Source organism: Methanosarcina soligelidi, from assembly GCF_000744315.1.
Classification (GTDB): Archaea; Halobacteriota; Methanosarcinia; order Methanosarcinales; family Methanosarcinaceae; genus Methanosarcina; species Methanosarcina mazei.
In genome coordinates this window covers 3,652,509-3,667,092 of the sequence record NZ_JQLR01000001.1, presented here as the reverse complement: position 1 = coordinate 3,667,092, position 14,584 = coordinate 3,652,509, and the positions used below count along the sequence as shown (strand labels likewise).

The window sequence follows — 14,584 nt, the reverse complement described above, 5'->3', positions numbered from 1 at the left end:
AGGGGGTAAAAGTCTGTTTTCGGAAACACTTGCAGATCTTGAAAATATCAGCAAAAAAGACCTTGATAAGGAAATTCTGAGAGCCGCAATGATCGCAGAACTGGATGCTGTCAATCTCTATGAACAGATGGCAAACCTGACAAAAAACGAAGAAATACGTACTATCCTGCTTGATATTGCACGTGAAGAAAAGATCCATGTCGCCATGTTTGAAACCGTACTCCTGCAGGCGGATAAGGAGTTTTTAAAGATTTATGCGGATTATGCACTTGCCAGAAAATAAAAGAAGAATATTTCCCGATTTTTGTGGTTAACTGGTATCCTTGAATGACCGCAGGTTACATCTCAAACCCTTTTATACATGCGTCACACTTCAATTCCTTTCATATACGCATCGCACTTCTCTTGAAACCGCCTGCGTGAAGACGATCGGAATGAGAGCATAAGCCGCTCCGGAGAGGCTGGATTCCGAAATTTACGGTCTTTTTTCAAGCTTTGTGCCGCATAACCATTTATATCCTGCGCTGCCATATTTTCTATTGATCTCCCATGCTTGAAGAATATGAGAAGAAAAGGGATTTTAATAAGACCTCCGAACCCTCTGCCAGAGGGGAAGAGAAGAATTCCGATAAGCCTGTTTTTGTGGTTCAGCGCCATGATGCGACCAATCTCCATTATGATTTTCGCCTGGAAATGGACGGAGTCCTTAAGAGCTGGGCAGTTCCTAAAGAGCCTCCGAAAAGCCCGGGAACCAGGAGGCTCGCTATCGAGACTGAAGACCATCCACTCGGATATGCAGACTTTGAAGGGGAAATTCCAGAAGGACAGTACGGAGCCGGCAGAGTTGAGATCTGGGACAGGGGTACTTTTGAACTTCTAAAACACAACGAGAAAGAGATTATTATAACGCTTCACGGGGAAGAACTTGAAGGAGATTACGTACTGATAAAAACAAAGTACGGAAAAGAGGATAAAGGGTGGCTATTTTTCAAGAAAAAAACCGGTTAAGCTATTGAGGATTTAACTCTGAAGCGTGAAGTCCCTTCCTCGCCTTCATCAAAACTCAGGGAGGAGAAGTTCACGCATTTAATAATTTAAACGATTGCGAAGTTAAGCGATCGAGACATTATTCCTTGAGAAATTAATGCAGGAAATACTCTTAACCAGGGTAAACCGACAAAGTTATTGAAGGTAAAAGGAAAAGGTGTTAGAGGAATAATCAGTGAAATGAGATAACCGGTAAAAAATGCTGGATAAAAAAGATTACCGGTAAAAAGTGCTGGATAAAAAAGATTATCGGTAAAAAGTACTGGATAAAAGAGATGACCGATAAGAAGTACTGGATAAATGGATGATTTCCAAAATACAGAAGGATAACAGGCAAGAGAAGAGAGGTTTCGTCGGCTGTTTTTCGGCTCAAAACTCTGACTCTTGATCTCTGGCAAAGGAGTGATCAGATGGGGAAGGCTACGGAAGAAAAGGTAAAAATAAAGATTATTGAGACTGCAGGAATTAACTGCTGTGTTGCAGCCTGCGACGGGCAGAAAGTGCACGATAAAATTGCAGACGCTTTCCGCAAAAACAGGGTTGTTGAGCTTTCTTTTGCAGAAACCAATGAACTTACTCCTGCCTTCTTAAATTCGGCTGTGGGGCAGCTTTACGGGACCTTTCAGGCTGAGATTATTGAAAAAAGCCTTTCTTTTACTGACCTTGACCACGAAGATGAGATCGTCCTTAAGAGGGTAATGGAGCGGGCAAAAGGCTATTTTGAACACGCATATTCCTGCAGGAAAGCACTCAGGGATGTGATCGGGGGCGAAGATGCCTAAGAGTGTCCACCGCGCAACGGTCTATCCTGTAAGGCGCAGTGCGAGGCTCCGCCCCGGTAAAATCCTGCCTGTAAAACCAGGTCCTGCTCCTATCCATTCAATAGAGACCTATGACTTTCCTGAAGAAAGGAGTTATTTCTTTGATACCAATATCTGGCTCTACATCTACGGTCCCATAGGCTGGCCTGACCAGAAGTCGGCTGTCTATTCCAGGGCTTTAAGGGAAATCAGGAATTCAAACGGCACGATTTATATTAACTGCATGATAATCTCGGAGTTCATCAATGCCTTTTCGAGAATTGAGTTCAAACAGCAGACCACTCACTCAAGGTATAAGGATTTCAGGAACTCCATCAGCTTCCGCCCGGTTGCTGAAGATATCGCCTCAAACGTGAAAAAGATCCTCAGAAATACTCTCGCCTGTGATAATGATTTAAAAGTAATAGACCTGCCTGAAATCATGAGCTTTTTCGAGCAGGGAAAATATGATTTTAATGACCTCGTTTTTGCAGAGATCTGCCGTTCAGGGGAAATGGTTTTTGTAACACATGATAAGGATTTCAGCGAACTCGGGGTCGAGATTTTGACTGCAAATGAAAAGCTGCTGCGGAGGTGAGCAGGAAATCAGGCTTTTTGGCGACTTTTTCGGTTTGGCTTGAAGGGTAAGGAGTGTAGATTCCTCATTTCTATTTTTCGGCTTCAACCTCAAAGTAGAGTTCAATTGCTTCTTTTATTCTCCTGTTTAACTCGTCGAGTGTTTCTGCTTGTGTGTGACACCCGGGAAGTTCAGGCACAGAAGCTATGTAAATTCCGTCTTCGTCCTGTTCGATAAGACTCTGGTCTATTAGCTTTTTTCTCCTTTCATAGGAGGTTTCATAACGAAAGAGTTAACACTTAAGAATCCAGAAGGGAATCCTTAAGAGAAACGTTTTATAGCACTACTGCGGAAATCTCTTTATTATGGAAGAAACGTACAGATTTTCAGCTGTAGTTCAAAAGGAAGGAAAATGGTATGTTTCCTGGTGTCCGGAGCTTGATATTGCAAGCCAGGGAGAAACAATTGAAGAGGCCATCGAGAACCTGAAGGAAGCAATTGAACTTTACCTTGAGGACGAAGATGCTCAGACTCCGGCTGCTGGACAGGTTTTTACCACGACGGTAGAGGTTTCTTCCCATGCCAAAACTTCCCACCCCGTCAGCTCGTGAAGTCATAAGGGCTCTCAGCGGTCAGGGATTTCAGGTGGTATCTCAGAGGGGCCGCCACATCAAAATGAAAAAGGTAGATTTGACTGAAACGCGTATTGTTATTATTCCAGATCATTCAGAAATCCCTGCAGGAACCTTAAAGTCTATTATTCGACAAGCATTCGACAAGCAGGAATGACTGATGAAGAATTTATCAAACTTCTGTGATTTTTATTTGATTTTTATCTATCTTTAATAAGTTTGGTTCTTTCATTTAAAAAATTCGGGGCAAAGAAATTCGTAATTTAAACGTCTCTTTTGTGTGACATAGTCAAATCTAAAAGTTCCTTATAAATTGTTAGGCTTCAACTTCAAGGTACAGTTCGATTGCTTCTTTTATTCTCCTGTTTAACTCGTCAAGCGTCTTTGCCTGAGTGTGGCATCCCGGAAGTTCAGGCACAGAAGCTACATAAATTCCATCTTCGTCCTGTTCGATAACAACAGTAAATTCTCTCATTGACTGGCCTCGGTTTTCAGATATAAATCATATTCCAATGAGTTGATTTATAGCTGTGTTAACTTTCTCGTTTACTCTTTGCAGGTCTGTTTTCAGGAAGAAGTTATAGAAAAGCTGATTTCAAGGAGATTTTTGATATATTTCTGTAAAAATATATTTCCCGCACCTGCTGCTCCCCTCTCTCCCAATCTACCGTTTTTTTAGTTTTTGACCCTGCACCAAACCGGTCCGCGACAAAATCTCCAAATCATGAAATCTTCAAACCGGACCTCTGAATGGAAAATTCTTGATAGCGACCGGGAATAAGTGAGATTCATCTTCACGACAAATTTATCATCTGTGGAGATTAAAATACTATTGATTTCACCGGCACTGGTTGAGAAACTTGCCTGACATATAACAGAAAAAAGCTGCTGAAAGCAATTCTAAAGGGAATTCATAGAAATGCCCTTATAAAGAAGTTTACCGATTTGGGAAGAATATAATGCCTACAAAAGAAGAGATTGACAGCGAAATTATGGACCTCTGGGATGAGATCTTTGACCTTGACGACAGAAGCAAAGAAGAACTGAATATTAAGTATGCAGAATGGCGGAAAGTAGAACCGCGACTGGACGAAGGGGTAGATGAACTCATAATACATATAGATGCAATGACAGGAATCAGTGACGAAAGCATGCTTATTTACAGAGAGGTTAAGGAGATCAAAATCAGGTACAAACAGCAGAAAGATGAGATACAGGCAAGAATTGATGCGTTTAGTAAAGAAAAAGAAAAGATGTGAAGATGTGTTGATTTTTTTAGGGGGATAGCAAAAAAGAGTGTCTGAACAACTATTTATAAAGGAAAGTTGAGCTGCAATAGAAAAGCAGTTACACAAATGGATCCAGAGATTCGATTGGCTCAAGCTCTTCTACAATTGGCTGCATGTTCAAATAGAGCACGGGATATTCCTTCTTACTCGACCCTTTAACAAGTTTGAAACCATGCTTTATGTAAAAACCCACAGATTCCGGTTTTGAGTCGACTGTGACGTATCTGCATCCGGCGATATTCGATACTTTTTGAGTCAAATATATTGCAATATGCAGCATGTATGACCCCACTCCCCTGCCTGCAAAACTTTCGTGTGTGGCTAATCTTGCAAGTTTCAGGGCTGGGTATTTTGAATATGGGAATCCGTCTACACAATCTGAGTTATCGATTGATTTTAACCTGTATGGTATCAGTAGTTAAAGTGAAGTATCCTACCAATTGTTCCTGATAGTAACAGACATAGGTCTTGTTGATTAGCTGTTCTTGATTTATCAGGGCATCGTTTTTTAAAAAATCGTTAAGATCGGCGTTTTCACAGCAAAAAGATGAAACATCACTTTTCTTAGAAAGCGAATAAGTAACAAGTTCCAGATCCGGTATTTTATGCTGCACGCTTACAACCTGACTGTACTTGCAAGTTTCCTTGCCCGCTTAAACATTTCTATTTGTTGTCTGGTTGCAGGCTTCTTCTCGTTTTCCCAGAATTCCCTGGCGTCCTCACCTTCTAAGACAAGACCCAGTTCAATTGGCTTTGCCACAATTGTTTCCTCCTTATTTACAAAATAGAATTATAGAATATGAGTAAAATAGAATTGTAGAATATAAGTAACTATCTTAATTGGTTATTATCAGCTCGTTATATAATAAATATTGCTAAATTTACTTTTTCAAATCTGATGCCTTGATCTCCGGGGCAAAGATCTGTGTGATTGTTGTTCGCCTTTTCAGGAAATCATAAAATCCTCAAATCGGATCTGGAGTAGATAATCTTGATAGGACCGGCAACATTTGAGATTCTCCCACAAGACAAATTTATCTTTTGAACAAATAAAAGTGTTATTGATTTTCAATAATGGTTGAAAACTGGTTTTACAACCGACAGAAAAAAGTTGCTAAAAGAAATTAATAGGGATACCCTTATAGAGAGATCTAATGAATTGGGGAGAAAACAATGCCTGAAAAAGAAGAGATAGACAGCCAGATTATGGACCTCTGGGATGAAATCTTTGATCTCGAAGACAGAAGCAAAGAAAAACTGAATATTAAGTATGCAGAATGGCGGAAAGTAGAACCGCGATTGGACGAAGGGGTAGATGAACTCATAATACATATAGAGGCAATGACAGGAATCAGTGACGAAAGCATGCTTATCTACAAAGAAGTTAAGTAGATCAAAATCAGGTACAGGCAGCAGAAGGATAAGATACAGGCAAGAATTGATGAGCTGAATAAAGAGAAAGAAAGGATTTAAGGACGTGTGAGTTTTAAGGAGGAAAGGATGGAAGTCTGCCTTTTATTTACACGCTAAAATCATCAGAGGTAGAGTATATTAAATCTCAAAATCACCAATTAATCTTTATGCGGTTTACAATCAAACTTGAAGAATCTGAAGAAGGAGGTTATATCGCCCAGTGCCTTGAAATTCCTGCCGCTATTAGCGAAGGAGATACTAAAGAGGAGGCACTTGAAAACATCAAGGAAGCTATCCAGCTTGTCCTGGAAGTAACAAGAGAGCAGGCTCAGGTACTGGGAGAAATCGCTACAGTGGAGGTTTCAGTTGGCTAAATTGGGCAGTATGCCGATTTTTCTGTAAAATCACAAATTTCAATAAGTTTTTGAGTCAAAAATTCCATATCAAAAGATCCATTTTCCCCACAGTACACAATAACTTTACTTTGAATTTACAGCAAATTCGTGACACTGCCCTAAATTGCCTTCAGATTCAGGAAAAATAAATTAACAGCTAAGTGCTATCCCTTGAGTACTTATCGGAAGGTTCATGCTGTTCAGCCCGAGAGCATCAAGACCTTTGTCAACCAGTTTATTTCTCTTATTGACACTCATTTTCATTGTCAGCCTGATATTTTCTTCGCTAACTTCGATGCGAGCCTCAAAGTATTTTATGTTCCTCAAATCCTCTTTTGCAAGGTTAAACCTGTTTGAAGCATCAAGGATTTCAATAGCCATTATCTTGTTATCTTCGCTAATATCAAGGATTATTCCATCCAGGTCTATGGAAGACCTGTACTTTTTGTTGCTTCCGTAAAAGAAAATGCTATCATTTTCGAAATCGTAATCGTACTTAGTTACCAGAGATTCTTGCCTCATCCGGCCTCCTCCTCTTTTTTGCGTCTTCAAGGAAACAGGTCGTTGAAGCTTCAATATAAGATCCTCACATCTCTGTTGGGGAGGATTTGTCATAAAAAGCAAGACCCATCACACTTCGGCGGAGTTTCTGAATCAGATCACTATCAGATTTTCGGTTGATGGAACCGAGACGGATATAAGCCTCCTGGTCCATGCCTTCTTTTTTCAGCCAGTGCGACATATGTTTTACTGAGGAACTGCTTGAACGTTTTTGATTTAAGGTTTCTCAAGACCTTTCATGGTAATTTATTACTAGCTCATTGCTAGCTCACTACTAGCTCACTACTAGCTCACTACTAGCTCACTACTAGCTCACTACTAGCTCACTACTAGCTCACTACTGGCTTAAAAATGTCTGTTCTTTACGTAATTATCTGTGATTATTGACATCAATGACTTAAATAGTGAGACACGGTATATTTATTCTTCTTTTCTGAGTTCATAATATCCTGATGGGTCTCGCAGGCTTTTTCCTTGCCAAATAAGGTATTTGTTTTCAGTGAGTTTCTTTATTTTTCTTTTAACGGTCGATTTACTCTTACCCAGTATAGATTCTAGTTCTTTTGTACTTGCTTTACCTTTTTTCTCGATATAGGTTAAAACTTCCTTTTCATCTTCGTCCAGCTCAATAAGGTTCTGGTCTATCAGTTTTTTTTCTTCAATCCGTTTTTTGTAAAAAATCGTCTTGAAAAATCCACTGTCTTCCCTGAACTCCGGGTCAATAATTCCCCACTCTTTGCAGTATTTTCTCATCCTGAAAACACCGGTTCCAAACCCTTCTATCAGTCCCAATTCACTGAAGGTTCTGCCTATTATTTTGTTTCTATGTTCCGATACTCCTTTTCCCAGATCATCAAGAGTGATACTAGGAGGAAGGTGACCAGGGCTTGTAATTTCAATTCTATCATCAAATATAGCAAACTTTATGTCTGCACCTTTTCTTGAGTAGTCTCTATGGCAGACAGCGTTTACAAGTGCTTCTTTTATAGCTTTTTCCGGGTATTCGTATGCTTCTTTCCTGTAAAGGCCCTCAATCTTTGCTCCTCTCCGGATGTTCCGCTTGAAAAAAGCAGTTGCTTCTTCTACCTGGTTGAAGAGTGGGCCGGAAATAATACGCTGGTCGATAAACTCGTCCATTTCATTGCCTTTGAAGCGGGCACATCTTATTAATGCGCCAGGAAGGTAAGTGTCAGGTTCATCTGAAAAAAGAAGAATTCCAGCAACTGTGGGGAAAATGCTGCCGTTTAACTGAAGGGCAAAACGTTTCTTTTTAAAGAAATCATTGTTAATTTCGTTTTCAGGAATCCCCCTTACCTTTTCCCTCATCCTGAAGTAGAAAGCAAGATTTTCAGGCTCAAGTTCTTCCATGCCTGCATCCTGAACAGCGGTCTCATCAAAACTAATATTCATCCGCTGGCGCCTGAGCTCCTCAATAATTTCAGGGTCAGCCTTCCTGTTAGTAGACCCTACGCGCACGAAGGTTCCTTCCATCTCCCCTTTTTCTTTAAGGTGGTACGGCTTAAGCCTTCCAGGATAAACTTCAACCTTAAGGAGCAGCTTCCCTTCAATGTTATGGATCGTTGTATTGAAGGAGGGAATAGGCTCAAGCATTTCATAGGTAATATTTGCAACCTGCTCTTCAACATCATGGATTTCCAGCTCGTCAATACCTATCAAGGTTTTATCCCTGTCCCGTATTCCTATTATTATCGAGCCGCCAGCTCCGTTTGAAAAAGCGCATATTGTCTTTGCAATTGCAAGAGCACTTGGCATCTTTTCTTTGAATTCCAGGGTTCTGCCCTCAGAAGCTGCTAGAAGTTTCAGGATGGACATTTTTATCTGCTGTCAATTTAGTGCATGTTGGTTAAATATTTGTGCTTCTTCAAAGGCTCTTGTATTTTCCTTTACTGAGATCCTCAGCTTTATGTAGTAAATTTCTCGCACCATTGGTGCGAGATTTTAAAATTCACATTTCCGGTTTCTATGATTCTAATTTTAACTTACTCAGGTAACGTTTTTGTGACTAAAATCCAAGTTCAGGATTTCCTGGCTGAGTTTGAGATCTGTGAATTAGAGGAAAATTAATTCATAAACGGTTCATGATGGCTCATAATCTAATAAAAGTCAAAATAGTCAGAATATTTCTGTAAAAATATATTTCCCGCGCCTGCTGCTCCCCTCTCCCCACCTGCCGTTTTTTAGTTTTTCGATCCTGCCCCAAACCGGTCCGCGACAGAATATCTAGATCGTGAAATTTAAGTATGCAGAATGGTGGGAAGTAGAACTGCGACTGTACGAAGGGGTAGATGAACTCATGATACATATAGAGGCAATGACAAGAATCAGTGACGAAAGCATGCTTATCTACAAAGAAGTTAAGGAAATCAAAGTCAGGTACAAGCAGCAGAAGGATGAGATACAGGCAAGAATTGGTGAGCTGAATAAAGAGAAAGAAAGGATTTAAGGACGTGTGAGTTTCAAGGAGGGAAGGATGGAAGTCTGCCTTTTATTTACACGCTAAAATCGTCAGAGGTAGAGTATATTAAATCTCAAAATCACCAATTAATCTTTATGCGGTTTACAATCAAACTTGAAGAATCCGAGGAAGGAGGCTATACAGCCCAGTGCCTCGAAATTCCTGCCGCTATCAGCGAAGGAGATACTAAAGAGGAGGCGCTTGAAAACATTAAGGAGGCTATCCAGCTTGTTCTTGAAGTGACAAGAGAACAGGCTCAGGTTCTGGGAGAAATCGCTACAGTGGAGGTTTCAGCTGGCTAAATTGCTTTTGGCTTTAAAAAAATAAATTAACAGCTAAGTGCTATCCCTTGAGTACTTTTTGGAAGGTTCATGCTGTTCAGTCCGAGAGCATCAAGACCTTTGTCAACCAGTTTATTTCTCTTATTGACACTCATTTTCATTGTAAGTTTGATATTCTCTTCGCTAACTTCGATGCGAGCTTCAAAGTATTTGATATTGCGTAGATCTTCTTTTGCAAGGTTAAACCTGTCTGAAGCGTCAAGTATCTCAATAGCCATGATCTGGTTATCTTCACTAATATCAAGGATTATTCCGTCCAGATCTATTGAAGACCTGTAATTCTTGTTGCTTCCGTAAAAGAAAATGCTATCATTTTCGAAATCGTAATCGTACTTATTTACCAGAGATTCTTGCCTCATCCGGCCTCCTCCTCTTTTTTGCGTCTTCAAGGAAACAGGTTACAAGGTTAAGTATTGTTGGATTTATGCTCTTAATACTTACTATGACAATAAGGTCATAACTCTCGGTTCTTTCGTAATAGAGCTTGAATTTTTCTTGTTCCTGTTTAAGGATACCAACAGGTTGTTCTTTAAGGATTATGTTGTATATTTCATTTAAGTCTGGATGTATTTCACTTTTACGTTCCCGAATTCTTTCTTGAAAATGATATGTAGCATGTAGATTATCTGTTTCAATTTCAGATAAACAGTTTAATAAAGTGACTACATCCATCCCGTGACCTCAAGGTTGCTTTAAATTTAAAATGTCGTCTTATTCTATTCATAGTCTTAGATCTTTTTTGTTGATAACAGTAATGTATTATTTCTGTAAAAATATATTTCCCGCGCCTGCTGCTCCCCTCTCCCCCACCTACCTCTTATTAGTTTTTGATCCTTCACCAATCCGGTCCACGACAAAATCTCTAAGTCATGAATTCAAGTACGCAGAATGGCGGGAAGTGGAACCGCGACTGGACGAAGGAGTAGATGAACTCGTAATACATATAGAAGCAATGACAGGAATCAGTTTTGAAAGCATGCTTATTTACAGAGAGGTTAAGGAAATCAAAATCAGGTACAAGCAGCAGAAGGATGAAATACAGGCAAAAATTGATGAGTTGAATAAGGAAAAGGAAAGGATGTAAAGATGTGTTGAATTTTAAGGGTAAAGGGGTGGAAGTTAAGATATTTGAGGACGAGTTTTTTCAGGTGTGTTTTCATAAAAAAGGAAATTTCTTTTCTCTGGGCCTAATTATATAGTAATTTTTATTCATTAATTCTTTCGCTGCCTTGATTAAAGATTAATTGAAAATAGCCCCGAGTAGATTAGGTAGTTCTAAATTGTATCTTTTTTGTATTAAGGAAATTAAAACAATAGAGCGGACTATACGGTATAGTTGAGGGAGAGTTGACAATTATTTCTTATAATTTTTAGATTGGAAGTTAGAGTATTCACTGTTGAGTATTTTTAAGCTAAAAGTGTTTTTATAGTTTAGTGACGCCATGGAAAAAGTAAACTAGTTATTCAAATAAGTCTTTGTGTAAGTGAATAAAAAGATATTGAGATGATGTCAATGTCAAGCAGTTTAGAATATATTAATATAAAAAAATGCCCTATTTGTGGAGGTTCTCATAAATATGAGCTGGAGATTAGACGTTCTTTTGTATTCTCTTATGAAATTCCAAGAGCACAGGGGAGGAAAAAGAGGTTTATAAGACTTTTCCATTGCCCTAATAAAAATCAGGATTTCCAAGTGACTTTTTATTTGACCGAGTATCCTTCATCGGAGATCGAGTCCGTTAAGGTTGGCAAAAGCAATGAGAAATGAAAACAACTCATTGATACAGGAAATCGAAATAGAAGATGTATTTCCTATTTCCCCCCACAATAGGGCTCTGTATGAAGCTGGAAAAACTATGCTTACTGACTCGATTGAGACCAGTAGAGATTTTTGTAAATTTATGATTTCTCTAAGCACTGGAGCAATTCCTGTTTATTTTACAATTTTGAATTTCATAGTTTCCAAAGATTATACTTTTAATTTTAAACAAATTCTCTATGTAACAACCCCGAGTATAATTTTCCTTTTTTCTTCAATTTTTTTCTCAATTGGTTACTACCCTAAATCAGCTAATTTTTCATTGGATATACCAGATGAGATTGAGAATGAGAGATGTTCTATTTTAGCAAGGCGTTCTAAATTTAGTAAAATAGGTTTTAGTCTTTTCTTATTAGCAGCTTTGATTTCGATTTTCATCGTTACATATGCATATCTAATTGCTAGATAATATTTGACTTTTTAATTTGAAATCAACCTCTCTTGTGGAAAAGGCAATTGAAAAAGAAATAAATAAGTATTATATTGTGAAATTGCTTAGAACTTATTTGACCAAGATTTTTATCATCAACAAATATGCAATTATAAAAATATCTTCCCTTTTTAAGATATTAAGATTTATTCAAATATTGCTTTCTACATACGAAAATACTTAATTAATTAAAACATTATTTTGAATAATATTTTAATACGTCTTACAATAATCCCACAATTCAAGGGCTAGAAATAGATCTAAAATTTTGAAGAACGATTCCAATATAGGTGTTCTCATGGCAAACACTGAAGAAAAATCCATTGAGCAATATGATCATCTGGGTAAAGAAAGGATAAATAACCCTCAAGTAGGACTAGTAACTCCAATAACTGATCCTGATACAGGTGAAAAGAAACAATACGAATATGATCCGCATATTGACCCTCAACTTCAATGGGCAGGAAAAACAGAACACACTTCTTTTGAAGTTCCGACCGTTTCCTTACACGTGCACGAGAGAATTGATCCGAAAACAATTATAAGTTCATTCAAAAAAGGGAAAAAAAGAGTACAAGCATCACTTTTCGATGTCTACGAGAAACCCTTCAGAGAAGCTGTAGAATTTTATAAACACAAGGAGGGCTGGACCAACCGCTTGATAGCTGGGGACAGTTTGCTCGTCATGAATTCCTTGTTGGAAAAAGAAGGAATGGGTGGTCAGATTCAGATGATTTACATTGACCCTCCATATGGAATTAAATATGGCTCTAATTTTCAGCCTTTTGTAGGTAAAAGGGATGTCAAAGACGGAGATGAGGATTTAACAACTGAACCCGAAATGATTAAAGCTTTTAGAGATACCTGGGAGCTCGGCATTCACTCATATCTTGCTTATATGAGAGATAGATTATTGCTTGCTAAAGAGTTACTGATAGATTCCGGTTCTATCTTTGTTCAGATTTCAGATGAAAATGTGCATCTTGTTAGATGTTTGATGGATGAAGTTTTTGGATCTGAAAACTTTGTAAGTTTAATTACATTTCGTAAGAAAACAATGCCTTTAGGTGCTAAATACCTTGAAGAAACATGTGACTATATAATTTTTTATTCAAAACAGAAAGAAAACCTGAAGTATCATTCGTTATTTAAGCCAACTGATGTTCAGGGAGATAGCCATTGGAATATTGCCGAGTTTAAGGACAAAAAGCGTCGAAAATTAACTAAAGATGAAATTAATAACCATTCACTTGTAGGTGAAGAATTTACTCCATGTCGATTAGTTTTAATGTCTCCAATAGGATTTGATCCCAACCGTGTTTTTCCAATAAAAGTTAATGGAAGAGAGTATTTCCCAGCGAGAGGAAAATCTTGGAAAACTAACGAAGAGGGTGCAAAAAGATTATTAAAAGATGAAAGATTGGTTCCGTACGAAAAAGGAGACAGATTGATGTATCTTCTAAAATTATCTGACTATCCTGTCTCTCCAATTACTGCTCTGTGGGACGATACTTCGGCGCCAACAAATATGAGTTACGTTGTTGAAACGTCAACAAAACCAATTTCTAGATGTCTCCTTATGACTACTGATCCTGGAGATCTTGTTCTTGACATTACTTGTGGTTCAGGTACGACTGCTTATGTTGCAGAACAATGGGGACGCCGATGGATCACATGCGATACTTCTCGTGTGGCAGTGACTCTTGCCAAACAAAGGTTAATGACAGCTATTTTTGATTACTATCAGCTTGTCCATCCAGATGAAGGTGTAGGCAGTGGTTTCCTATATCAAACAGTTCCACACATCACACTTAAGTCTATTGCAAATAACGAGCCTTCAACAGACGAAACTCTTTATGATCAGCCTTTGATTGACAATAAGAAAACTCGTATTACAGGTCCATTTACAGTGGAGGCAGTACCCTCAATGACAGCCAAATCTCTAGGAGAAATTGAGCAGGAAAACAGTGGATTTGGTTTAAGCGTATCTCGCTCGGGTGAAACATTAAGGCAGGAAGAGTGGAGAGATGAATTATTAAGAGTGGGAGTGAGAGCTAAGGGCGGAAAAAAGATTGAGTTCACCAGAGTTGAGGCACTTTCTGGAACTCGTTATATTCAGGCTGAGGGAGAAACAAAGGAAGATCAACCTAAAAAGGTCCTTATAGTATTCGGGCCGGAACATGCACCTCTTGAACAGAGGGCAGTAGAAAATGCCTGGCAGGAAGCTCGGACTCTCAGACCAGATATACTTCTTTTCTGTGCTTTCCAGTTTGAAGAAGAGGCTGCTAAAGATATAGATGAGATGAAGCCGGAGATTGCAGGAATGCAACTTTTAAAGGCACAGATGAATGCTGATCTCTTTACTGAAGACCTGAAAAAGAAAAAATCTGGCAATGAAAGTTTCTGGTTGGTAGGACAGCCAGACATTGAACTCAGACATATTACCGAAGGCGATTATGCAGGAAAATATGAAGTAGAAGTACTTGGTTTTGATTACTATAATCCTAAGACTGGGGACGTAGAGAGTGGTGGAAAAAGTAATATAGCCATGTGGATGCTGGATACAGATTATGATGATAGGAGTCTTTTCCCGTCTCAGGTCTTTTTACCTATGGCTGGAGCTAAAGATGGATGGGCAAAACTTGCCAAGAATCTTAAAGCTGATATTGACACTGAAAAACTGGAAAAGTTCAGAAACACCATATCGATTCCGTTCGAAGCGGGTCGAAATTGGAAAATTGCTGTCAAGATAATCGATAACCGTGGAATCGAAAGTTTGAGAATTCTCAAACTGTAAAGGGGGA

Annotated in this window: 24 protein-coding genes; 14 read left to right on the top strand and 10 right to left on the bottom strand. The window is 38.7% G+C overall.

Translation table 11 applies throughout. From position 1 onward, the window contains the following. The first annotated feature begins 13 nt into the window (after positions 1 to 13). The 4 genes from M886_RS15680 to M886_RS15665 all read left to right on the top strand — a co-directional run bounded on the left by M886_RS15680 (position 14) and on the right by M886_RS15665 (position 2,445). Positions 14 to 283 carry a ferritin family protein gene (locus M886_RS15680; RefSeq protein WP_048037772.1) on the top strand — a complete coding sequence of 90 codons (270 nt, stop codon included), beginning with the start codon at positions 14 to 16 and terminating at the stop codon, positions 281 to 283. Positions 284 to 549: 266 nt separating this feature from the next. Then, a complete protein-coding gene (locus M886_RS15675) occupies positions 550 to 1,008 on the top strand; it encodes a DNA polymerase ligase N-terminal domain-containing protein (RefSeq protein WP_048051471.1) in 459 nt (152 codons plus the stop codon). Between the two features lie 449 nt (positions 1,009 to 1,457). Continuing rightward, positions 1,458 to 1,829 carry an STAS-like domain-containing protein gene (locus M886_RS15670; protein ID WP_048051470.1) on the top strand — a complete coding sequence of 124 codons (372 nt, stop codon included), beginning with the start codon at positions 1,458 to 1,460 and terminating at the stop codon, positions 1,827 to 1,829. Continuing rightward, positions 1,822 to 2,445: a type II toxin-antitoxin system VapC family toxin gene (locus tag M886_RS15665; RefSeq protein ID WP_048051469.1), complete on the top strand. Its 624-nt coding sequence runs from the start codon at positions 1,822 to 1,824 to the stop codon at positions 2,443 to 2,445. The genes M886_RS15670 and M886_RS15665 overlap by 8 nt, the downstream gene beginning before the upstream one ends. 70 nt (positions 2,446 to 2,515) lie before the next feature. Here M886_RS15665 and M886_RS18115 read toward each other — a convergent pair whose 3' ends face one another. Next, the gene (locus M886_RS18115) at positions 2,516 to 2,659 is read right to left on the bottom strand and encodes a type II toxin-antitoxin system HicB family antitoxin (protein WP_268745890.1); all 144 of its coding nucleotides are present in this window, start codon (positions 2,657 to 2,659) and stop codon (positions 2,516 to 2,518) included. Positions 2,660 to 2,789: 130 nt separating this feature from the next. On the opposite strand from M886_RS18115, the gene M886_RS15660 reads away from it, so the two are divergent. Together M886_RS15660 and M886_RS15655 are read left to right on the top strand one after the other, a co-directional pair. Beyond that, positions 2,790 to 3,035, top strand: a complete 246-nt coding sequence (locus M886_RS15660; RefSeq protein WP_048051468.1) for a type II toxin-antitoxin system HicB family antitoxin — start codon at positions 2,790 to 2,792, stop codon at positions 3,033 to 3,035. Then, entirely contained in the window at positions 3,004 to 3,213 is a 210-nt protein-coding gene (locus M886_RS15655; RefSeq protein WP_235203988.1) for a type II toxin-antitoxin system HicA family toxin, read from the top strand. Before M886_RS15660 ends, M886_RS15655 begins: the two co-directional genes overlap by 32 nt. Before the next feature lie 159 nt (positions 3,214 to 3,372). Here the strand turns inward: M886_RS15655 and M886_RS18110 are convergent, their stop codons facing one another. Continuing rightward, positions 3,373 to 3,531 carry a type II toxin-antitoxin system HicB family antitoxin gene (locus M886_RS18110; protein WP_084685106.1) on the bottom strand — a complete coding sequence of 53 codons (159 nt, stop codon included), beginning with the start codon at positions 3,529 to 3,531 and terminating at the stop codon, positions 3,373 to 3,375. Positions 3,532 to 4,015: 484 nt separating this feature from the next. Here M886_RS18110 and M886_RS15650 point away from each other — a divergent pair, with 484 nt between their 5' ends. Then, positions 4,016 to 4,315 carry a hypothetical protein gene (locus tag M886_RS15650; protein WP_048051467.1) on the top strand — a complete coding sequence of 100 codons (300 nt, stop codon included), beginning with the start codon at positions 4,016 to 4,018 and terminating at the stop codon, positions 4,313 to 4,315. Positions 4,316 to 4,403: 88 nt separating this feature from the next. Here the strand turns inward: M886_RS15650 and M886_RS19265 are convergent, their stop codons facing one another. From M886_RS19265 to M886_RS18950, 3 genes are all read right to left on the bottom strand, one after another. Further along, entirely contained in the window at positions 4,404 to 4,637 is a 234-nt protein-coding gene (locus M886_RS19265; RefSeq protein ID WP_235203987.1) for a hypothetical protein, read from the bottom strand. 91 nt (positions 4,638 to 4,728) lie between these two features. Beyond that, the gene (locus tag M886_RS19260; protein ID WP_235203986.1) at positions 4,729 to 4,959 is read right to left on the bottom strand and encodes a hypothetical protein; all 231 of its coding nucleotides are present in this window, start codon (positions 4,957 to 4,959) and stop codon (positions 4,729 to 4,731) included. 2 nt (positions 4,960 to 4,961) lie between these two features. Continuing rightward, on the bottom strand, positions 4,962 to 5,105 hold the full coding sequence (locus M886_RS18950; protein ID WP_164477373.1) for a hypothetical protein: 144 nt from the start codon (positions 5,103 to 5,105) through the stop codon (positions 4,962 to 4,964). A 413-nt stretch (positions 5,106 to 5,518) separates the two neighbouring features. Here M886_RS18950 and M886_RS18945 point away from each other — a divergent pair, with 413 nt between their 5' ends. Beyond that, entirely contained in the window at positions 5,519 to 5,737 is a 219-nt protein-coding gene (locus M886_RS18945; RefSeq protein WP_162197327.1) for a hypothetical protein, read from the top strand. Between the two features lie 188 nt (positions 5,738 to 5,925). After that, complete coding sequence (locus M886_RS15635) at positions 5,926 to 6,132, top strand: type II toxin-antitoxin system HicB family antitoxin (RefSeq protein ID WP_048037954.1); 207 nt, start codon at positions 5,926 to 5,928, stop codon at positions 6,130 to 6,132. A 171-nt stretch (positions 6,133 to 6,303) separates the two neighbouring features. Here M886_RS15635 and M886_RS15630 read toward each other — a convergent pair whose 3' ends face one another. The 3 genes from M886_RS15630 to M886_RS15625 all read right to left on the bottom strand — a co-directional run bounded on the left by M886_RS15630 (position 6,304) and on the right by M886_RS15625 (position 8,547). Next, entirely contained in the window at positions 6,304 to 6,675 is a 372-nt protein-coding gene (locus M886_RS15630) for a DUF2283 domain-containing protein (protein ID WP_048037951.1), read from the bottom strand. A 64-nt stretch (positions 6,676 to 6,739) separates the two neighbouring features. Next, a complete protein-coding gene (locus M886_RS18745) occupies positions 6,740 to 6,895 on the bottom strand; it encodes a hypothetical protein (RefSeq protein ID WP_155395749.1) in 156 nt (51 codons plus the stop codon). 239 nt (positions 6,896 to 7,134) lie between these two features. Then, positions 7,135 to 8,547, bottom strand: coding sequence for an RNA-binding domain-containing protein (locus M886_RS15625; protein WP_052724800.1), 1,413 nt, complete (start codon positions 8,545 to 8,547; stop codon positions 7,135 to 7,137). A 415-nt stretch (positions 8,548 to 8,962) separates the two neighbouring features. On the opposite strand from M886_RS15625, the gene M886_RS15620 reads away from it, so the two are divergent. Then, entirely contained in the window at positions 8,963 to 9,178 is a 216-nt protein-coding gene (locus M886_RS15620; RefSeq protein ID WP_048040455.1) for a hypothetical protein, read from the top strand. A gap of 107 nt (positions 9,179 to 9,285) precedes the next feature. Further along, positions 9,286 to 9,492 (top strand): type II toxin-antitoxin system HicB family antitoxin, encoded by a 207-nt coding sequence (locus M886_RS15615; protein WP_048051466.1) that lies wholly within the window; start codon positions 9,286 to 9,288, stop codon positions 9,490 to 9,492. A gap of 26 nt (positions 9,493 to 9,518) precedes the next feature. Here M886_RS15615 and M886_RS15610 read toward each other — a convergent pair whose 3' ends face one another. Continuing rightward, a complete protein-coding gene (locus M886_RS15610; RefSeq protein ID WP_048051465.1) occupies positions 9,519 to 9,890 on the bottom strand; it encodes a DUF2283 domain-containing protein in 372 nt (123 codons plus the stop codon). Beyond that, positions 9,865 to 10,203, bottom strand: coding sequence for a hypothetical protein (locus tag M886_RS15605; RefSeq protein WP_048051464.1), 339 nt, complete (start codon positions 10,201 to 10,203; stop codon positions 9,865 to 9,867). Before M886_RS15605 ends, M886_RS15610 begins: the two co-directional genes overlap by 26 nt. A 226-nt stretch (positions 10,204 to 10,429) precedes the next feature. Between M886_RS15605 and M886_RS18740 the strand changes: the two genes are divergently transcribed. From M886_RS18740 to M886_RS15585, 3 genes are all read left to right on the top strand, one after another. After that, on the top strand, positions 10,430 to 10,615 hold the full coding sequence (locus M886_RS18740; RefSeq protein WP_048051463.1) for a hypothetical protein: 186 nt from the start codon (positions 10,430 to 10,432) through the stop codon (positions 10,613 to 10,615). A 661-nt stretch (positions 10,616 to 11,276) separates the two neighbouring features. Beyond that, positions 11,277 to 11,759, top strand: a complete 483-nt coding sequence (locus M886_RS15590) for a hypothetical protein (RefSeq protein ID WP_152558050.1) — start codon at positions 11,277 to 11,279, stop codon at positions 11,757 to 11,759. Positions 11,760 to 12,078: 319 nt separating this feature from the next. Next, positions 12,079 to 14,577 carry a site-specific DNA-methyltransferase gene (locus M886_RS15585; RefSeq protein ID WP_048051460.1) on the top strand — a complete coding sequence of 833 codons (2,499 nt, stop codon included), beginning with the start codon at positions 12,079 to 12,081 and terminating at the stop codon, positions 14,575 to 14,577. Positions 14,578 to 14,584: the final 7 nt, after the last annotated feature.

Excerpts from the sequence above, each read along its gene's own strand:
- M886_RS15675 (WP_048051471.1), top strand. The coding sequence starts at position 550 with ATGCTTGAAGAATATGAGAAGAAAAGGGATTTTAATAAGACCTCCGAA.
- M886_RS15670 (WP_048051470.1), top strand. The coding sequence starts at position 1,458 with ATGGGGAAGGCTACGGAAGAAAAGGTAAAAATAAAGATTATTGAGACT.
- M886_RS15665 (WP_048051469.1), top strand. The coding sequence starts at position 1,822 with ATGCCTAAGAGTGTCCACCGCGCAACGGTCTATCCTGTAAGGCGCAGT.
- M886_RS15660 (WP_048051468.1), top strand. The coding sequence starts at position 2,790 with ATGGAAGAAACGTACAGATTTTCAGCTGTAGTTCAAAAGGAAGGAAAA.
- M886_RS15655 (WP_235203988.1), top strand. The coding sequence starts at position 3,004 with ATGCCAAAACTTCCCACCCCGTCAGCTCGTGAAGTCATAAGGGCTCTC.
- M886_RS18110 (WP_084685106.1), bottom strand. The coding sequence starts at position 3,531 with ATGAGAGAATTTACTGTTGTTATCGAACAGGACGAAGATGGAATTTAT.
- M886_RS15650 (WP_048051467.1), top strand. The coding sequence starts at position 4,016 with ATGCCTACAAAAGAAGAGATTGACAGCGAAATTATGGACCTCTGGGAT.
- M886_RS18945 (WP_162197327.1), top strand. The coding sequence starts at position 5,519 with ATGCCTGAAAAAGAAGAGATAGACAGCCAGATTATGGACCTCTGGGAT.
- M886_RS15635 (WP_048037954.1), top strand. The coding sequence starts at position 5,926 with ATGCGGTTTACAATCAAACTTGAAGAATCTGAAGAAGGAGGTTATATC.
- M886_RS15630 (WP_048037951.1), bottom strand. The coding sequence starts at position 6,675 with ATGAGGCAAGAATCTCTGGTAACTAAGTACGATTACGATTTCGAAAAT.
- M886_RS18745 (WP_155395749.1), bottom strand. The coding sequence starts at position 6,895 with ATGTCGCACTGGCTGAAAAAAGAAGGCATGGACCAGGAGGCTTATATC.
- M886_RS15625 (WP_052724800.1), bottom strand. The coding sequence starts at position 8,547 with ATGTCCATCCTGAAACTTCTAGCAGCTTCTGAGGGCAGAACCCTGGAA.
- M886_RS15615 (WP_048051466.1), top strand. The coding sequence starts at position 9,286 with ATGCGGTTTACAATCAAACTTGAAGAATCCGAGGAAGGAGGCTATACA.
- M886_RS15610 (WP_048051465.1), bottom strand. The coding sequence starts at position 9,890 with ATGAGGCAAGAATCTCTGGTAAATAAGTACGATTACGATTTCGAAAAT.
- M886_RS15605 (WP_048051464.1), bottom strand. The coding sequence starts at position 10,203 with ATGGATGTAGTCACTTTATTAAACTGTTTATCTGAAATTGAAACAGAT.
- M886_RS15585 (WP_048051460.1), top strand. The coding sequence starts at position 12,079 with ATGGCAAACACTGAAGAAAAATCCATTGAGCAATATGATCATCTGGGT.